This window comes from Pseudomonas sp. G7(2022) (assembly GCF_052660475.1).
Genome location: NZ_CP109659.1, coordinates 2,605,038 through 2,621,095, shown reverse-complemented (window position 1 = coordinate 2,621,095; position 16,058 = coordinate 2,605,038). Strand labels below are relative to the sequence as shown.

General features: G+C 60.1%; 17 protein-coding genes and 1 pseudogene. 9 read left to right on the top strand and 9 right to left on the bottom strand.

Annotated features, from left to right (window positions below):
* Positions 1-127 precede the first annotated feature (127 nt).
* On the top strand, positions 128-1,021 hold the full coding sequence (locus NE357_RS11700; RefSeq protein ID WP_169429979.1) for a LysR family transcriptional regulator: 894 nt from the start codon (positions 128-130) through the stop codon (positions 1,019-1,021).
* 6 nt (positions 1,022-1,027) lie between these two features.
* Here the strand turns inward: NE357_RS11700 and NE357_RS11695 are convergent, their stop codons facing one another.
* The 8 genes and pseudogenes from NE357_RS11695 to NE357_RS11660 all read right to left on the bottom strand — a co-directional run bounded on the left by NE357_RS11695 (position 1,028) and on the right by NE357_RS11660 (position 8,268).
* Positions 1,028-2,182 carry a (R)-mandelonitrile lyase gene (locus NE357_RS11695; protein ID WP_169429978.1) on the bottom strand — a complete coding sequence of 385 codons (1,155 nt, stop codon included), beginning with the start codon at positions 2,180-2,182 and terminating at the stop codon, positions 1,028-1,030.
* A 53-nt stretch (positions 2,183-2,235) separates the two neighbouring features.
* Positions 2,236-2,346: pseudogene (locus NE357_RS11690) on the bottom strand (alpha/beta hydrolase); the annotation flags it as partial.
* A gap of 175 nt (positions 2,347-2,521) precedes the next feature.
* The gene (locus NE357_RS11685; RefSeq protein WP_249314402.1) at positions 2,522-3,772 is read right to left on the bottom strand and encodes a purine-cytosine permease family protein; all 1,251 of its coding nucleotides are present in this window, start codon (positions 3,770-3,772) and stop codon (positions 2,522-2,524) included.
* 182 nt (positions 3,773-3,954) lie between these two features.
* Positions 3,955-4,929: a 5-oxoprolinase subunit C family protein gene (locus NE357_RS11680; protein ID WP_169429976.1), complete on the bottom strand. Its 975-nt coding sequence runs from the start codon at positions 4,927-4,929 to the stop codon at positions 3,955-3,957.
* On the bottom strand, positions 4,926-5,798 hold the full coding sequence (locus NE357_RS11675; protein WP_169429975.1) for a 5-oxoprolinase subunit B family protein: 873 nt from the start codon (positions 5,796-5,798) through the stop codon (positions 4,926-4,928). Before NE357_RS11675 ends, NE357_RS11680 begins: the two co-directional genes overlap by 4 nt.
* Entirely contained in the window at positions 5,795-7,168 is a 1,374-nt protein-coding gene (locus tag NE357_RS11670; protein WP_169429974.1) for an acetyl-CoA carboxylase biotin carboxylase subunit, read from the bottom strand. Before NE357_RS11670 ends, NE357_RS11675 begins: the two co-directional genes overlap by 4 nt.
* A 10-nt stretch (positions 7,169-7,178) precedes the next feature.
* On the bottom strand, positions 7,179-7,424 hold the full coding sequence (locus NE357_RS11665) for an acetyl-CoA carboxylase (RefSeq protein ID WP_169429973.1): 246 nt from the start codon (positions 7,422-7,424) through the stop codon (positions 7,179-7,181).
* 85 nt (positions 7,425-7,509) lie between these two features.
* Positions 7,510-8,268 carry a 5-oxoprolinase subunit PxpA gene (locus NE357_RS11660; RefSeq protein WP_169429972.1) on the bottom strand — a complete coding sequence of 253 codons (759 nt, stop codon included), beginning with the start codon at positions 8,266-8,268 and terminating at the stop codon, positions 7,510-7,512.
* Positions 8,269-8,393: 125 nt separating this feature from the next.
* Here NE357_RS11660 and NE357_RS11655 point away from each other — a divergent pair, with 125 nt between their 5' ends.
* The 8 genes from NE357_RS11655 to NE357_RS11620 all read left to right on the top strand — a co-directional run bounded on the left by NE357_RS11655 (position 8,394) and on the right by NE357_RS11620 (position 15,146).
* Entirely contained in the window at positions 8,394-9,311 is a 918-nt protein-coding gene (locus NE357_RS11655; RefSeq protein ID WP_169429971.1) for a LysR family transcriptional regulator, read from the top strand.
* Between the two features lie 98 nt (positions 9,312-9,409).
* Positions 9,410-10,456, top strand: a complete 1,047-nt coding sequence (locus NE357_RS11650) for an NAD(P)-dependent alcohol dehydrogenase (RefSeq protein ID WP_169429970.1) — start codon at positions 9,410-9,412, stop codon at positions 10,454-10,456.
* A 227-nt stretch (positions 10,457-10,683) separates the two neighbouring features.
* Complete coding sequence (locus NE357_RS11645) at positions 10,684-11,307, top strand: FAD-dependent oxidoreductase (RefSeq protein WP_249314400.1); 624 nt, start codon at positions 10,684-10,686, stop codon at positions 11,305-11,307.
* Between the two features lie 274 nt (positions 11,308-11,581).
* Positions 11,582-11,821 (top strand): FAD-dependent oxidoreductase, encoded by a 240-nt coding sequence (locus NE357_RS11640; protein ID WP_249314398.1) that lies wholly within the window; start codon positions 11,582-11,584, stop codon positions 11,819-11,821.
* Between the two features lie 185 nt (positions 11,822-12,006).
* Entirely contained in the window at positions 12,007-12,804 is a 798-nt protein-coding gene (locus tag NE357_RS11635; RefSeq protein WP_169429969.1) for a hypothetical protein, read from the top strand.
* A gap of 95 nt (positions 12,805-12,899) precedes the next feature.
* A complete protein-coding gene (locus tag NE357_RS11630; protein ID WP_169429968.1) occupies positions 12,900-13,415 on the top strand; it encodes a GNAT family N-acetyltransferase in 516 nt (171 codons plus the stop codon).
* 86 nt (positions 13,416-13,501) lie between these two features.
* Complete coding sequence (locus NE357_RS11625) at positions 13,502-14,488, top strand: GSCFA domain-containing protein (RefSeq protein WP_249314396.1); 987 nt, start codon at positions 13,502-13,504, stop codon at positions 14,486-14,488.
* On the top strand, positions 14,457-15,146 hold the full coding sequence (locus tag NE357_RS11620; protein ID WP_169429966.1) for a hypothetical protein: 690 nt from the start codon (positions 14,457-14,459) through the stop codon (positions 15,144-15,146). The genes NE357_RS11625 and NE357_RS11620 overlap by 32 nt, the downstream gene beginning before the upstream one ends.
* Positions 15,147-15,188: 42 nt before the next feature.
* Here NE357_RS11620 and NE357_RS11615 read toward each other — a convergent pair whose 3' ends face one another.
* Positions 15,189-16,058 (bottom strand): TauD/TfdA dioxygenase family protein, encoded by an 870-nt coding sequence (locus NE357_RS11615; protein WP_169429965.1) that lies wholly within the window; start codon positions 16,056-16,058, stop codon positions 15,189-15,191.

Here is a 16,058-nt window from a genome sequence, read left to right as displayed (position 1 = left end):
AAAATCCTCCACCGTAAAGAATGCGTAAAAAATCGATCCGCCCCAGACAAACCCGCATGCTTTTATGGTCGGCTGATTGTTATGGCTGATGGCATAATCGCCAGCAGTTCATAACAGGGGCGCATCAATGTCCGTTGAAAGCTACGACCTGCTCGCGATCTTTTCGGCGGTAGCGCAAGAGCGCAGCTTCACCCGTGCGGCGGCGAAACTGGGCATGTCGCAACCGGCCCTGAGCCGGGCGATGCGTCAACTGGAGGAGCGTCTGGGCGTGCGTTTGCTCGCACGCACCACCCGCAGTGTTTCCCCGACCCAGGCCGGAGAGCATCTGTTGCGCGTGATCGCGCCCCGGTTCGAGGAGATCGATCACGAGTTGGCTTTGCTCAGCGAGTTTCGCGACAAGCCGGCCGGCAAGTTGCGCATTACCGCTGGCGAACATTCAGCGATCACGATTCTGCAACCCGTCCTCGCACAGTTGTTGCCCGACAACCCCGACCTGAATGTCGAGATCATCGTCGACTACGGCCTGACCGATATCGTCGCCGAAGGCTTTGACGCCGGTGTGCGGCTGGGCGAACAGGTGGCCAAGGACATGATCGCGATGCGCATCGGACCGGACATGCGCATGGCGGTCGTCGGCTCCCCGGCCTACTTCGCCCGCCACCGCAAACCGCTGATTCCTCCCGACCTTATGGAACACAACTGCATCACCCTGCGCATGCCGACCCACGGCAGCCTGCTGCTGTGGGAGTTCGAGAAGGACGGGCAAGCCCTGAATGTGCGAGTCGAAGGGCAACTGGTGTTCAACACCATTGCCATGCGCCTGCAGTCCGTGCTCCAGGGGCTGGGGCTGGCCTACATGCCGGAAGACCTGGTGCAGGAGCATGTCGCGCAGGGCCGGTTGATCCGTGTGCTCGCCGACTGGTGCGAGCCGTTTTCCGGCTATCACCTCTACTACCCCAGTCGGCGCCAGAATTCACCCGCCTTCACTTTGCTGCGCGATGCGTTGCGCTATGGCGGCTGACGCTGCTCAAGGCTGGGCCAGGTGTTTTTCCAGTGCTTCGCTGGCGCGCGCCGCCGCTTCGACTTCTCCGTGCCGGGTCAACACCTGCGTCAACTGACGCAATTGTGCTGCGCTCAAGCCCACCCGCAGGCTGGCCGCGACATGCGAACGCAGCTGCGATTCGGCGCCGGGCGTAGCGGCCAGGGCTGAAACCGTGGCCAGTTCGCGGCTTTGCCAGTCCAAGTTGTCGCGTTCGAAAATATCGCCGAACAGGTGCGTCTGCAGGAACTGGTTGATGACCGGTGCGAAGTCGAACAACGGCCCCTGAACCGGCGCCCCGGCGATACGGGTCTGATTGGCCTTGCCCACAGCCAGCAAGGCGTCGCCCGTGACAACCGCGTGACCCGGTTCGCGCCCGGGCTCATCGTGAATGCCCCGTTGCTTGCGCGCCTCGACCACATTCATCAACTCGCCGAGCGCATTGAGGCTGCGTGGAAAACCGGCGTAGGCATAAAGTTGCACCAGGATTTCCTTTGCCTCGCTGACGGTCAGCCCGGCATCCAGCCCTTCGTTCAAAGCGCTGTTGAGACGCGGCATGTTGCTGCTGGCCATGGCCGCGCCAATCGGCACAATCGCCTGCTGCCTCGCGGACAACACTTCTGAGACGGCGGCTGCTTCTGCCGGTGCTGTCGGCGGCAGCGGCCGGTCTTCGGCGACTTTCTCCAGCCACTCCACATTCTTGCCGTTCACCGAACCGGTCACCGCCAGATGGGTCATGGTGCTGTTCGGTGCGGCGCCGTGCCAATGCTTGACGCCCGGCGGGCAGACGATCACATCGCCGGGGTGAATCTCCTGCACAGGCTTGCCCCATTCCTGGGTTTGCCCGACACCGGAAATCACTACCAGCCGCTGTCCGGCAGGATGGGTGTGCCAGGCCGAGCGGGCGCCCGACTCGAAGGTCACGTAAGCGCCGGACGCGTTGATTTCGCCCGTATCATTGAACAGCGGATCGACCCGCACCCGCCCGGAGAAATAGTCCTCTGGCCCCACGAATGAAGCCTGGGACCCCGCACGACGGATCTGCTGGGTGCTCGAGGGCTCACTGCCGCCGCCCGCGACTTCGGCAGCGCTGGCAAAAGGGGTGGCCGCGCACATGGCGAGGCCCAACAAGGTTTTGTTCATGGGGATGGCTTCCTTCGAATCGCGCCCTGATAGGCCGCGTCTGATGTGATGGTGATGTTGACCTTGCCCGGCTCATTACGGGTAATCGCACCGCCGCAGGTCAGGGTGAACGGACTCGGCCGGTCATCGGCTGCCTCTACCTCGGCGCCTGGCAATCCGATCATCGCGGCCAGTTCGCGCCATTTGCGTTCTCCTTCCCGTCAATTCGGTATGGAGATGCAAGCTACCCTTCTACGATTGATTGATAAATGGCACTAATTGGATAGCGCTGATATCAGAATCACATAAATATGGACTAGCGACGCTGGCCCGCAGTCGTGCGGGCCAGCGCCGATCCTCTTAACTTGCCCTCTGCCCTACCCACCGATGCCGATAAGCCAGCCCCGCCTGCAAGCCGAACGCGAGCACCACCGTCGCCGGCGCAGAAAAACTGCCGGGAACACCGCCCGTCCACATCAGCAACAACCCCAGCGCCGTGGCAGCGAACCATGCCATCAGACCGACCGGATTGAACGCCGGGCTGCGTTCAAGTGCACCTGCGTCATTGCTGCCATAGACAATCTGCGCCAATGCCACACCGACCCAGGCGACCACAAAAATGCCCTGATACGCCAATGCCTTGAGCAAGTAGGAAAACACGTCAGCGAGCATCAAGCCGTACACGATCACCCCGACCACCAATGCCCACAGCAGATAAGAACCGCGTACGCCGAAACGGCCGAAGAATGCCTGCATGTTGAGGGTCGCCAGATAGTAGTTGGCGGTGTTGATCCGGGTTTGCGTGGCCCAGACGAACAGCAGGCCCCACAGCCCCATCAACTGCAGAATTGCCATCACCACAGAGACTTCGTTCAGCGCACCTTCATGGGGAATACTGCTGACCAGATAGATGCCTGCCGCGCCGTTGAGCAGAAAAGTCACGGCATAGAACGGCATGCCGAAGTTCCAGCGCCCATGATACTGAGCGTCCTGCGGCTTGCCGAAACGGGCGTAGTCGAAGGTGAACAGCATCAGGATCCAGACGCCCATGTAGGCAACAAAGCAATCCCACCAGCCGAAGGTCGCAGGTGTTGCCGGACCGAAATCGAGCCATTGCGGCTGGTAATCATATCGGCTGATCGACAGCCCGACCGCCACCAGCAAACCGCCCAGGTACACCGGCAACAACACGCCGTTGAGCTTGTCCAGCCAGTGCTGCACGCTACCCAGAATCATCGGCACGCTGTACAGCACCACCAGCAGGGCAGCCAGTGGATAGACCAGTTCCGGGTACAAGTGATTGAGCGCCACGGCGATCACCGATCCTTCGAACACGGCGTAGTAAATCGCCGTCGAAAAGAAAATCAGCGTGGCCAGGCATGCTCCGGTCCGGCCAAACAACACGCTTGAAAACAACGCGACCGACCATCCGCTGCGCATGGCGAAACGGCTGAGAACACTGTTGACCAGCCCATAACTGATCACCGACAGCACCATCCCGATCAGCGCATTGCGTGCACCGAAAGACAAGGCCAACGAAGCACCGACCACGATGTAGAACATGGCGCTGCATACGGCCCACCAGGCCATGGTCAGAGACAGTCGGCCCATGCGGGCCTCGGCGGAAACGGGATGATGGGCCGGATCTTGCCCGGTTTGACTCGATTGCGATAAAGCAGCCATATGCGTGTACTCCAGAACCAGTCAAAGGTTGAAACGCGGGCAGCCTTCACCGCACCGAAGCGCGGCGTTGGCCTGCGTATGGCAGAGCCCGCGCGGTGCGGCGGGCAGAGTCAGGAAGGGAAAAGCTTGCTCAGGCAGCTGAGTTTTTTCTTGTAGGAGCGCCGTGCGTCCAGGGCCTCGTCGAGGCTGACCGCTACAAAGCGAGCCTTCTGGTTGGGCTGCATCTGGCCGATCAGATCCAGATCGGCACTGATGACGGTGCCGATCATGGCGTAACCACCACCCGATACGGCATCGCGATGCAGCACGATGGGCTCGAGGCCGGCGGGTACCTGAATCGAGCCGATCGGGTAGCAGCTGTCAACGATGTTCGACGGATCGGAGCCTGCACCAAATGGTTGCTCTCGCGGCTGGAAGTCCAGCGCGCTGCCGCCCTTGAAGCGATAGCCAATGCGGTCCGCTTCTGATCCGACTGTCCACGGCTCGGCGAAAAAGCTCTTCGCTGCCGCGTCGGTCAGGCGATCGTAATAAAGCCCCGGCACCACGCGCAGAGTGATCTCCCCGCCCAGTGACTGGCGCAGCGCCATGGGCAGACTGGCCCCGGCACGCCCCTTGCCGCTGGCTTTACCCACCGGCAATTCGTCTCCGGCGATCAAGCGTCGTCCGGCAAACCCGCCCAACGCCCCGAGCGCATAAGTCGATCGACTGCCCAACACAAGCGGCACGTCGATTCCGCCTGCCACCGCCAGATAAGCCCGCGCACCCGCCTTGGGAAAATCGAAACGCAGAACCTGGCCGGCCTTCACCGCGAACGCGGTGGCGTGATGCATTTCCACACCATCGAGTCGAGGCGCCATGTGCGCGCCGCACACCGCGACCAGTGCGTCTTGCTGAAACGCCAGCTCAGGGCCCAGCAACGTACACTCCAGCGCGGCGCAATCCGCCGCGTTGCCGACCAGATGATTGGCCGCTCTCAGCGCATATTGATCGAGCGCGCCGGACGGCGGGATGCCGAGGTGGTAGTAACCTTCGCGGCCCAGATCCTGAACCGACGTGGCGAGACCGGGTTTGAGTACCTTGATCATGCCAACACCTCCTGCAGCGACACGGGATAGCCGACCGGATCGGCGAGAAACGCATCCAGTGAAAACTCCACCGGCCGGATCCGTAAATCGAAATGCCCGGCCTCCACGTCTGCAACGGCCTGGTCATACGCTGCACGATCCATTGGCTTGAACTGCACGATGTCACCCGGACGGAAAAACACCATATGGTCCTTCAGGTACGCCAGCGATTGCTGCGGGTCGTAGATGGGAGCCGGTGTGACACCGAACATCTGATAGCCCCCGGCGCCACGCACCGAGTAGATGCACCCGAAGCAGCCACCGTGACCCAGTGTCAATTTCGGCGTGTCGGTACGTGGACGCAGATACTTGGGTACCTGCAACTGACGTTCGCGTTCGACCATCTGGAACATGAAGGGCAAACCGGCGACGAACCCCACCATCGAGACAAACCATGGCGCTGCGCTATGAGCTGCAATGAACGCATCGACATCCGCCAGGCCATTGATGCGCGCGGCGTATTCCAGATCCGTGGCGCCCGGGTCCTGGTGCCGGTCGCGAAAACGCATCAGCGTTTCGTGGGTCCAGGGATCGTTGTACAGCACCGGAATCTCAATGATCCGGGTCTGCAATGTGCGTTCGGCAACGGCGTCAGCCTCGGCGCCCTGCACCGCTTCGAGCAAGGCCTGCGGCGCAATTCGATCCGGGTCGAAGCGGATCTGGAAGGATGCGTTGGCCAGACACACATCGAGTACGCCATCGAGTTTCAGCCGCTCCACGGCGCGGGTGACCGCCATGCCCTTGAAAAATGCCTCGAGGGACATGCTTTCACTGACTTCGGCAAACAGATGCTCATCGGCACCAAAGCTGTAGCGGATCGGACGAGTCATGCTTCACCTCCGCTGCGGCGTGCGGACAGCCAGTTCTCCAGCGTCCCGGTATGAAAGTCGGCAGTTTGCAACCACGGTTGTTGCAGCAGTTCAGCGTGCAGCGACAAGGTGCTGGCCATGCCGGTCAGCAAGGTTTGCGCCACCGCTGTCCGGGCACGCGCAAGGGCTGTGGAGCGATCCGGCCCATGCACAATGAGCTTGGCCAACAGCGAGTCATAGTACGGTGGCACCCGATAACCTTCATACAGGTGCGAGTCCACACGAACGCCTTCGCCTTGCGGCCAGACCAACGATTCGACCAGACCGGGGCTTGGGAAAAAATCCCGGTCCGGGTCTTCGGCATTCAAGCGCATTTGCAGGGCTGCGCCATTCAGACGGATGTCACTCTGCTTCAGGCCCAGTGGTTCACCACCGGCAATTCGCAGCATCGCCTGTACCAGATCGATACCGGTGACCAGTTCGGTGACCGGGTGTTCCACCTGGATTCGGGTGTTCATCTCGATAAAAAAGAACTCGCCGCAGACATCGTCATACAGGTACTCCAGCGTGCCCGCTCCCTTGTAGCCGAGGGATTCGGTCAAACGTACGGCGCTGGCGCAGAGTGCCTCCCGCTGCTGCGCGTCGAGTACCGGTGATGGTGCTTCTTCAAAGATTTTCTGACGCCGACGCTGTAGCGAACACTCGCGCTCGAACAAGTGCACGGCGTTTTTCCCGTCGCCCAGAACCTGTACTTCGATGTGCCGGGCCTTGCCGATAAAACGCTCCAGATACACCGCACCATTACCGAAAGCGGCCTGAGCCTCGCGCTGCGAACGGGGAAACTCTTCACTCAATTGCGCGGCATTTTCTGCCAGACGAATACCCCGCCCACCACCGCCGGCCGAGGCTTTGATCAGCAACGGGTAACCGACCGATTCCGCCGCCCGAAGCGCCGACTCGACATCAAACAGCTCGCCTGGCGAACCCGGCACCACGGGAACACCTGCCGCCTGGGCAGTACGCCGCGCCTCGGCCTTGTCCCCCATGCGCCGGATGGTGTCCGGGGCCGGCCCGACGAAAATCGCGCCGCTGGCAACCACGGCTTCGGCAAACCCGGCGTTCTCTGACAGAAAACCGTATCCAGGGTGAACCGCATTGGCGCCCGTCGCTCGCAGGGCACCCAGCAACGCCTCGATGTTCAGATAGCTTTTATCGGCACGGGCCGGCCCCAGAAGATGCACTTCATCGGCCAGGCGTGCGGCCTGAGAGTCGATATCGGCCTCGCTGCACGCGGCAACGGTTGGAATACCCAGGGCCTTGGCCGCACGGATAATCCGCACGGCAATTTCGCCACGGTTGGCGACCAGCAATTTACGAATAGGTTGAGTCATGTTCACGCCCTCACTCGCTATCAAGCGTAGCGACGACCTGACCCGGCTCCACCGGATCACCGTCTTCAACCTGAAAAGCACTGAGGCGCCCCGCCATCCCGGCGGTCAGTTCGGAAAACTGCTTCATGACTTCGATCAGACCGATCACCGTGTCGGCGCTGACAGAATCGCCGACCTCGACGTAATTCGCCGAATCCGGTGTGGCCTTTCGGTAGAAAGTCCCGGGTAATGGGGTGATGACAGTGTGTTCAGCCATGTCTGTTCCTCTTGGAATAGTTGTAGAAAGGCAGGCAAAAAATGATTGAACCCCGGCGTCTGTTGGCCGGGTGTCGCGTAGTGATTCAGCGAGGTCGACGCACCTCGATCCCGGCGGCATCGAGCGCACCACGGGTGGCCTCGACCAGCGCCAAAGCGCCCGGCGTATCGCTGTGCAGACAGATGGAATCGAACTCGATCGCCAGATCCTCACCCTCGACGGTACGCACCACGCCCTCCTGGCAAGCGCGCAGCACACGGGTGGCAACGAATCCAGGATCGTATGCGCGAACATTGCGGGTGAAGACGATGGAGCCACTCAAGTCGTATTCGCGGTCTGCATAGAATTCGCGAACGACCGGTTGGCCGAGCTCTTTGGCGACACGCCAGATAACCGAATCCGGCATGCAATACAGCAACAGTTCGGGTTCCAGGCGTTGCAGGTTTTCCACCAGCAGACGCGCTGCTTCTTCATCCCGGGCCAGATGCATGTAGAGCGCGCCGTGAGGCTTGATGTGTTGCAGCGCGACGCCCTGCACCCGTGCCAGTTCACGCAGTGCGCCCAGTTGATAAAGGATGTCGTCGACCAGTTCCTGGGCCGGTGCATTGATGTGCCGGCGACCGAACCCCACCAGATCCCGGAACCCCGGGTGGGCACCGATGGCGACGTTCAGGCGCTTGGCCTGCTCGACGGTGCGACGCATGGTGCCGGGGTCGCCGGCATGGAAACCGGTGGCGATGTTGGCGGAACTGATGAACACCATCAGTTCGTCGTCGACACCATCGCCGATGGTCCACGGGCCGAAGCCTTCGCCCATGTCCGAGTTGAAATCTACTGCCTGCATAACCCTTGCTCCTGACCCTTGTGACTTCATGCAGGCCACGTTAAATTCCCGCCAACCCCTTGGGAAGATCTATTAACAGATAGCGTATCTTCTGAAAAACAGATACCTGAAAAGCAGGAACATCCATGTCGTTGACCTTGCGTCAGATTCGCTACTTCGTTGCCACCGCGGAGATCGGGCAGATATCTCAGGCAGCGATCCATTTGAATATCTCCCAGTCGGCGGTGACCACGGCGATCAAGGAACTGGAAGGTTTGCTCGGCACGTTGCTGTTCCAGCGCTCGGCACAAGGCATGAGTCTGACGGATGCCGGTCGACACTTTCTGAACCGCGCCTATGTGATTTTGCGCAGCGTCGACGACGCGCTGAACAGCCCGCTACCCGACATACGCGCCAGTGGCCTGATTCGCCTTGCCGCGAGCTACACGGTGATCGGCTATTTTCTGCCGCATCATCTGCAACGGCTGGAACATTGGCACCCGGACGTTGCCATCGAAGTCCACGAGCAGGAACGGCAGGCCATCGAACAGGGATTGCTGGAAGGAAAATTCGATATGGCGGTGGTGCTTACCGCGAACCTCACGCACCCCGACATCGTTTCGGAAACCCTGTTCAACTCCGAACGCCGTCTGTGGCTGCCCAGCCACCATCCACTCTGTGAGCGGTCGGCCGTCAGCCTCGCGGATGTCGCGCTGGAACCCTACATTCTGCTGACCGTGGATGAAGCTGAACAAAGTGCCATGCGCTATTGGGAAAACGCCCGCCAACAACCCAACGTGCGGGTGCGTACCAGTTCTGTAGAGGCCGTGCGCAGCATGGTCGCCAATGGCAGCGGCGTGGCGATTCTCTCGGACCTGGTGCACCGCCCCTGGTCGCTGGAAGGCAAGCGCATCGAGACCCTGACCATCACCGACAAGGTGACCCCGATGAGTGTCGGCCTGGCCTGGCACCGAGAGCGCGAATTCAGCCCCGCGATGCAGGCCTTGCGCAATTACTTCCACGATGCGTTTCTGGCCCCGCAGCAGCTTTCAGCGCGGCGCTGACACACAGGATCAGGCAAGCATTCGATAGAAATGCACTAACAAACCGTTGGCGCAGAGCGGGAAGATGACAGTCCGACAGATCCATCGAGGACGCTCCCATGCTTGTACAAGCCTACGGTGCCCACGCGGGCGACAAACCCCTTGAGCCTATCCAGATCAATCGCCGCGCCGCTGCGGCCCATGACGTCCAGATCGACATCGCCTTCTGCGGCATCTGCCACTCCGACCTGCATCAGGTGCGCTCCGAGTGGGCCGGCACCCAGTTCCCGTGCGTCCCGGGACACGAAATCGTCGGCCGCGTATCGGCGGTCGGTGCCCATGTATCCGAATACAAGGTCGGCGATCTGGTCGGCGTCGGTTGCATCGTCGACAGCTGCAAACACTGTGAAGACTGCGAAACCGGCCTGGAAAACTACTGCGACGGCATGATCGGCACCTACAACTTTCCGACTCCGGACGCCCCCGGCTGGACCCTCGGCGGCTACTCGCAAAATATCGTGGTGCATGAGCGCTACGTGCTGCGCATCCGCCACCCCGAAGCACAACTGGCCGCCGTCGCGCCGCTGCTGTGTGCGGGCATCACCACTTACTCGCCACTGCGTCAGTGGAACGCCGGGCCGGGCAAGAAAATCGGCGTGGTCGGTATCGGTGGCCTGGGTCACATGGGCATCAAACTGGCTCATGCGATGGGTGCGCACGTGGTGGCGTTCACCACGTCGGAATCCAAGCGCGAAGCGGCGAAAGCCCTGGGCGCCGATGAGGTCGTGGTATCGCGCAATCCGGAAGAAATGGCCGCGCACACCAAGAGCTTCGACTTCATCCTCAACACCGTCGCCGCCCCTCACGATCTCGATGCGTTCCTGGTGCTGCTCAAACGCGACGGCGCACTGACTCTCGTGGGCGCACCCGCCTCGCCGCACCCATCGCCAAACGTGTTCAACCTGATCATGAAACGCCGAACCATCGCAGGCTCGATGATCGGCGGCATTCCAGAGACCCAGGAGATGCTGGATTTCTGCGCCGAACACGGCATTGTTTCGGACATCGAACTGATTCGCGCGGATCAGATCAATGAGTCTTATGAGCGGATGCTCAAGGGCGACGTGAAGTATCGGTTTGTGATTGATAACGCGACGTTGGCTTGAGCATTTAGTCTCACCCTTACGCGGACTGTCAGGCCAAGCAGAGCAGTGCCACCTTCCCACTCCCGCCCTACACGATCTATCGAATCGCCTGCCTCGCCGCCATCGGCTTGGCAGGATCCATTCCATTCGTGCAGTTGGTTCAATACTCTTGTGCGTGTTGACAGCAGTGGCTCATCGATCCGTGATTGTTGGATACTCAACATCACCTCAAATCATAAAGGTCAACAATGAATACTCCCATTGCGATCGTCGACGCAGGGCTCGGTGGTTTGACCGTCGCTCGAGTCCTGCACCTCCATGGCATCGCCGCGACGGTTTACGAAGCGGAGTCTTCAGCCAATGCGCGGACACAAGGTGGCTTGCTCGACATTCACGAATACAACGGACAACTTGCACTCAAGGCGGCTGGCCTTTTTGAACGGTTCCTGGACATTGTCATCGACGGCGCGGACGCGAAACGAGTGTGCGACCGGCACGGTAATGTCCTGCTGGATTGGCCCACCCCGCAGAACGGCGGTCGTCCCGAGGTGGAGCGTGGTGAACTGCGCAGAATTCTGCTCGAGTCGCTGCCTGCCGATACCATCCGCTGGGCACACAAAGTCGTCTCGGTGTCTTCGCTGGGAGAGGGTCGGCATGAGTTGAACTTCGCCAACGGTGCAAGCGTGACAACCGATCTTTTGGTGGGCGCCGACGGTGAGTGGTCAAGGATTCGTCCGCTGCTGACCGATCTGAAACCGGCGTATACCTGCCTCTCATTTGTCGATACCTTCCTGTACGACGCTCATCGTAGACACCCGCTCAGTGCTGAAGTGATCGGTGAAGGTACCTTGATGGCGGTTGTACCGAACTAGGGAATCCTTGCCCACCGTCATGCGAACGGTACTTTGCAAGCGTACATTGCACTGAACAGGCCTGAAGACTGGTTCGCTCGGCTGGATTTCTCCGATCCGGCCAAGGCCATCGTCACCCTCGTTGCGGAGTTCAAGGATTGGGCACCCGCACTGACCGCATTCATCACCGACTCGGATACCCCGCCCCCTACTTCGCCCGATCCACGCCCTCCCTGCCGACCTTCAATGGAGCCGTGTAGCTGGCGTTACACTACTGGGCGACCCGACACACCTGATGTCTCCGTTTGCGGGTGAAGGTGCCAATCTTGCGATGTACGACGGAGCACTGCTCGCAGAATCGATCATTGCCCACCCCTGCGATATCGAAGCTGCACTGATTGCGTATGAAAAGGAACTCTTCCCCCGCAGCAGGCAAACGGCGGAGGAAACGGACAACAATCTGAAACTGTTCTTCGATGAAAACGCGCCACACAGCCTTATCGAGTTGTTTAACCGCTACCAGGCAGGGGCATGAAAGTCACAGCTTTGCAGCGTGCTAGCCACAGAGGCGCTGGTGCCTGTCATCTGTCGATCGGCGGCCACAGAAAAGTCGGTGTCGACTATTCCTGGCAGCGCGCATTAACATTATCGTCCTGCGACAGGCACACATGTCGCCGCAGGCTTTGACCTACCGGAAGTTTTCACACAAAGGAATTGAAATTGAACAGCAATCAAAAGACCGAACCGACAATAAACGGGAAAACAGCAAGAGAGCTCGCACTCATCAAATTCAAATCCGGCTACGAAGACGGAACAATCATTGCCCAGCAACAGCATATGTGCTCAGCACTGGGAGCCATCTCTTTTGCATTTTTCCTGGCACTGTTTAGCGCCACGACAGACGCCCTGTCAAAGCCTGCCCTTATCGCCTCGGAAATTTTTTTCTCGGTCAGCCTGGTTTCCAACATTCTTCTCTTCTTTTTTTACAAGACCGCTTCCGGAGAGGATGGGCGAGAGTATGTCTGGGATATTGAAAACACGACCTACGCAGGCATATTCAAATTGATCGCTTTAGGCACGCCGATACTTGGCACATTTTCCTTGATTTTTCACTATTCAGTGCCTGCTTTCATTTTTTCAGTTGCAATCGCCTTCTTCGGCCTTGTTACCTTTTTGATGGCTCACAAACAAATAATTTCGCGACAGTCAAAAATCGGCGCCTATCAAAGCTCTCTCCTCTACGCCGAGCGCGATGAGGACTACTTCGAATCAACAAAACACAAATTCAAAACAAGGCCTTCGGCGGAAGAATTTTGTATAAACAAACATGATTACTGCCTTCGAAATCAAAAAAAACAGCTGATTGGATTCATCTCCTTGAATCATCAAGCCGCTGTGGGTGACATCATCGAGACCGAAAAATCCAAATCGTTTTCGATCCTGCGCATAATCCACAGCGAGGACACAAGCACTTTGATTTGTGGAGAATTCACGGAAAACCTCTGCGAGGTCGACTGACGGCGTACCAGTGAAAACTCGCCACCTCATTGATCTTTCCCCCCACACCCAGTAAAAAACCCCTCTCCCTTTTCCACCCTCGCAAGGAGCAGCGGATGCTCGAGCTCACCACGCAACGACTGGACCTGCGCACGATGGTCGAGTCCGACTGGCCGTTGTTTCTCAGGCTGCATTCCGAGCCGCAGACCATGCAGTACGTGTTCGGCGAGATTGCCGAGGAACAGGTTCGCCAAGGCTTCGAGCACCGGCTCCCGGCATGGGGGCCGCAGTCGGAGCACTGGCTGTGCCTGGTGGTGACCGACAAGGCCAGCGGGCATGAACTGGGCGTGACCGGTTTTCGCATTCTGTCGCCGGGGCATGCCGAAGTGGGATGCCTGCTGTTGCCGGAGCATCAGGGCAAGGGCTTCGGCACCGAGTCGCGAAAGGCAATCATCGATTACGCCGAGGCCATCGGGCTGAACTCGCTGGAATCGACCGTGACCGACGGCAATATCGCGTCCTGCAAGGTGTTGGAGAAATGCGGCTTTGTGTTCGCACGTCGTGTGCCGCAGGCCTACCAGATCGGTGATCGGTGGTTCGACGATCTGATCTACCACTATCAAATCCGCTGAGCCTTGTGCTCAACGACTCGCCAAGGAGGCCTCCCGTCGTGAATCCCTATCAATATCTGCCCCCCCGCTCCTTCTGGCGTACGGCCGTGGCTGACAAATCCGCGCCGGACATCGACCAACTGTGGACGCCGCAATTCGAGATCGGCAACAAGGATGCAATCGTCACCGCCGGCTCCTGTTTCGCCCAGCACATCGGCCGTGCGCTGGTGGCGCGCGGCATGAACTGGCTGGACGCGGAACCCGCCCCGCAAGCGTTGCCTGAGGCCGACTGGAAGGCCCACAACTATGGCGTGTTTTCCTTTCGCACCGGCAACCTCTACACCCCGGCCATGCTGTGCCAATGGCTCGAATGGGCGCTGGGCGTAAGCGCTCCGCCCGAAGATACCTGGGCTCATGACGGGCGTTTCTTCGACCCGTTCCGCCCTGCCGTGGAGCCTGACGGATTTGCCAGCGAGCAGGCCCTGTTCGAGTCGCGCGAGGCGACCCTGGACGCCATCCGCGAAGCGCTGCGCCGGGCCAAAGTGTTCGTCTTTACTCTCGGCCTGACCGAAGCCTGGCAACATCGGCAGACCGGTCTGGTATATCCCGTGTGCCCCGGCACTGTTCGCGGCACCTTCGATCCGCAACTCCACCGGTTCTGCAACTTCGGTTTCATGGACACCTATGGCGACATGGTCAGGGCACTGGAGCTGATGCGTTCGATCAACCCGCAACTGCGTCTGCTGCTGACCGTTTCACCGGTGCCCCTCACGGCAACGGCCACCGGGCAACATGTGCTGAGCGCCACGACCTACTCCAAATCGGTCCTGCGCGCCGTCGCCGGGCAGTTGTGTGAAGACCTGCCCGACGTCGACTATTTCCCGTCCTACGAAATCATCACCGGCACGCCGTTCAAGGGCGCCTTCTACCAGCCCAACCAGCGGGAAGTCACGCCAGAGGGCGTGGCGTTCGTGATGCAGCAATTCTTTGCCGGACTTGAAGCCGTCCAATCGGTGCAGGCGCCGACTCCTTCCACCCGCGTGTCCAGCGAGGATCTTGTCTGTGAAGACGCCGTACTCGATTACTACGCCTAGGTTTCTGCTGCTGGGCGACTCCCATGCCGGCGTCATCGGCAAGGCGGCGCAGGCTCGCGAAATATCGTTCGGTGGTGGCCCGCTGGGCACCGGCCGGGATTTCGCGGTCGATTTCTTCAGCCTGACCCGACATGACGTGGTCTTTCGGGATGCCGAAATGGATCGGCTGTATCGCCAGGCCCTCGACACGCTCGAAGTGCCGCAACTGGCGCAGGTCGGCGTGCCGCTGGTGAGCACCATCGGCCTGAGCCTGCACTACCTCGCCACTGCGCCGAACTGGACCTGCTACCAGAATGCGCACGGTGAATTCGACGACGGTTTTCTCGCCGGGCCGTTGTTCGAGGCCGTCATCGACACCCTGTCCCGACCCGCAATGGCCTTCTATGAACAGGCCCTGGCGCTGGACCTCAAGGTGTTCGCCGTGCTGCCGCCGCAACGGGTGCCGGCGCTGTCCGACCCGCGCGTATTCATGGCGGCGCAGTCATTGCTGATCGAACACCTGCAAGGGCTTGGCGTGGAGCTGATCGACGTGCGCGAGGCGGCGAACGATGAGCTGGGGTTTCAGCGTGAAGCGTTCTGCGAAGTGGATGACCCGCTGCACGGCAATCTGGCGTTCGGTGAGTTGATCGTCGAGCAACTGATCCGGCGCGGCGTCTAGAACCTGTGGGAGCCATTGGCTCCCACAGGTTTTTCAGCACCATCAGGCCTTGGGCTGCGTCCCGAGGATCGTCACCCGCTCGCCATAACGCGAATGCGGGAAATAATCCCAGATCGCATGGTGCTGGGTGCAGCGGTTGTCCCAGAACACCAGCGTGTTCGGCGCCCAGCGAACGCGGCAGCTGAGGGACGGTTCCCGTGCCACCAGGTCGAACAGCATGTTGAGCAGCAACTGACTCTCGCCCCCGGACAATTGCACGATGTGCGACGTGAATCCGGAATTGACGAACAACGACTTGCGCCCGGTTTGCGGGTGACGAACCACCACCGGGTGTTCGGTTTTTGGCAGGTTGGCGGGCGCCTCATAGCCCTTCCACGGAATTGCACCGTCGTGAATCGCAGTCAGTTCGCCGAGAAACTGCTGCATCGTCGGCGACAGCATTTCCAGCGCCAGATGCATGTTGGCGAACAGCGTATCGCCGCCCGTGCCGATGGCCGGGGTTTCCTTGACGTACAGCATCGAGCCCATGGACGGCGCCAGATCAGCGGTGCCGTCGGTGTGCCAGGTTTCGCCGGCCACATAGCGCGATTGCGCATTGGCGCGGATCACCACCAGTTCCGGGTCATCGCCGTCGATGTCTTCCACCGGCAACGCCCGCAGTTCGCCGAACAACCGGCCAAACGCCTTGTGCTCCTCCACCGTCAGATGTTGATCGCGGAACACCAGCACGTGGTTCTCCAGAAAGGCCCGACGGATTTCCGCGAGCTGATCATCCTCCAGCGGTTGCGAAAGATCGACGCCGCCGATTTCGGCACCGATGATCGGTGTGATCCGGTCGACCGTGATGTGGTGATACGGCGCACGTTTTTCTGCGGCGATGCGCTCGATTGCCTTGAGTGCCAACTGATCCAT

Bases quoted from the DNA above. Each gene is read 5' to 3' on its own strand.
- NE357_RS11700 (WP_169429979.1), top strand. From the start codon at position 128: ATGTCCGTTGAAAGCTACGACCTGCTCGCGATCTTTTCGGCGGTAGCG.
- NE357_RS11695 (WP_169429978.1), bottom strand. From the start codon at position 2,182: ATGAACAAAACCTTGTTGGGCCTCGCCATGTGCGCGGCCACCCCTTTT.
- NE357_RS11685 (WP_249314402.1), bottom strand. From the start codon at position 3,772: ATGGGCCGACTGTCTCTGACCATGGCCTGGTGGGCCGTATGCAGCGCC.
- NE357_RS11680 (WP_169429976.1), bottom strand. From the start codon at position 4,929: ATGATCAAGGTACTCAAACCCGGTCTCGCCACGTCGGTTCAGGATCTG.
- NE357_RS11675 (WP_169429975.1), bottom strand. From the start codon at position 5,798: ATGACTCGTCCGATCCGCTACAGCTTTGGTGCCGATGAGCATCTGTTT.
- NE357_RS11670 (WP_169429974.1), bottom strand. From the start codon at position 7,168: ATGACTCAACCTATTCGTAAATTGCTGGTCGCCAACCGTGGCGAAATT.
- NE357_RS11665 (WP_169429973.1), bottom strand. From the start codon at position 7,424: ATGGCTGAACACACTGTCATCACCCCATTACCCGGGACTTTCTACCGA.
- NE357_RS11660 (WP_169429972.1), bottom strand. From the start codon at position 8,268: ATGCAGGCAGTAGATTTCAACTCGGACATGGGCGAAGGCTTCGGCCCG.
- NE357_RS11655 (WP_169429971.1), top strand. From the start codon at position 8,394: ATGTCGTTGACCTTGCGTCAGATTCGCTACTTCGTTGCCACCGCGGAG.
- NE357_RS11650 (WP_169429970.1), top strand. From the start codon at position 9,410: ATGCTTGTACAAGCCTACGGTGCCCACGCGGGCGACAAACCCCTTGAG.
- NE357_RS11645 (WP_249314400.1), top strand. From the start codon at position 10,684: ATGAATACTCCCATTGCGATCGTCGACGCAGGGCTCGGTGGTTTGACC.
- NE357_RS11640 (WP_249314398.1), top strand. From the start codon at position 11,582: ATGTCTCCGTTTGCGGGTGAAGGTGCCAATCTTGCGATGTACGACGGA.
- NE357_RS11630 (WP_169429968.1), top strand. From the start codon at position 12,900: ATGCTCGAGCTCACCACGCAACGACTGGACCTGCGCACGATGGTCGAG.
- NE357_RS11615 (WP_169429965.1), bottom strand. From the start codon at position 16,058: ATGGATCAGTTGGCACTCAAGGCAATCGAGCGCATCGCCGCAGAAAAA.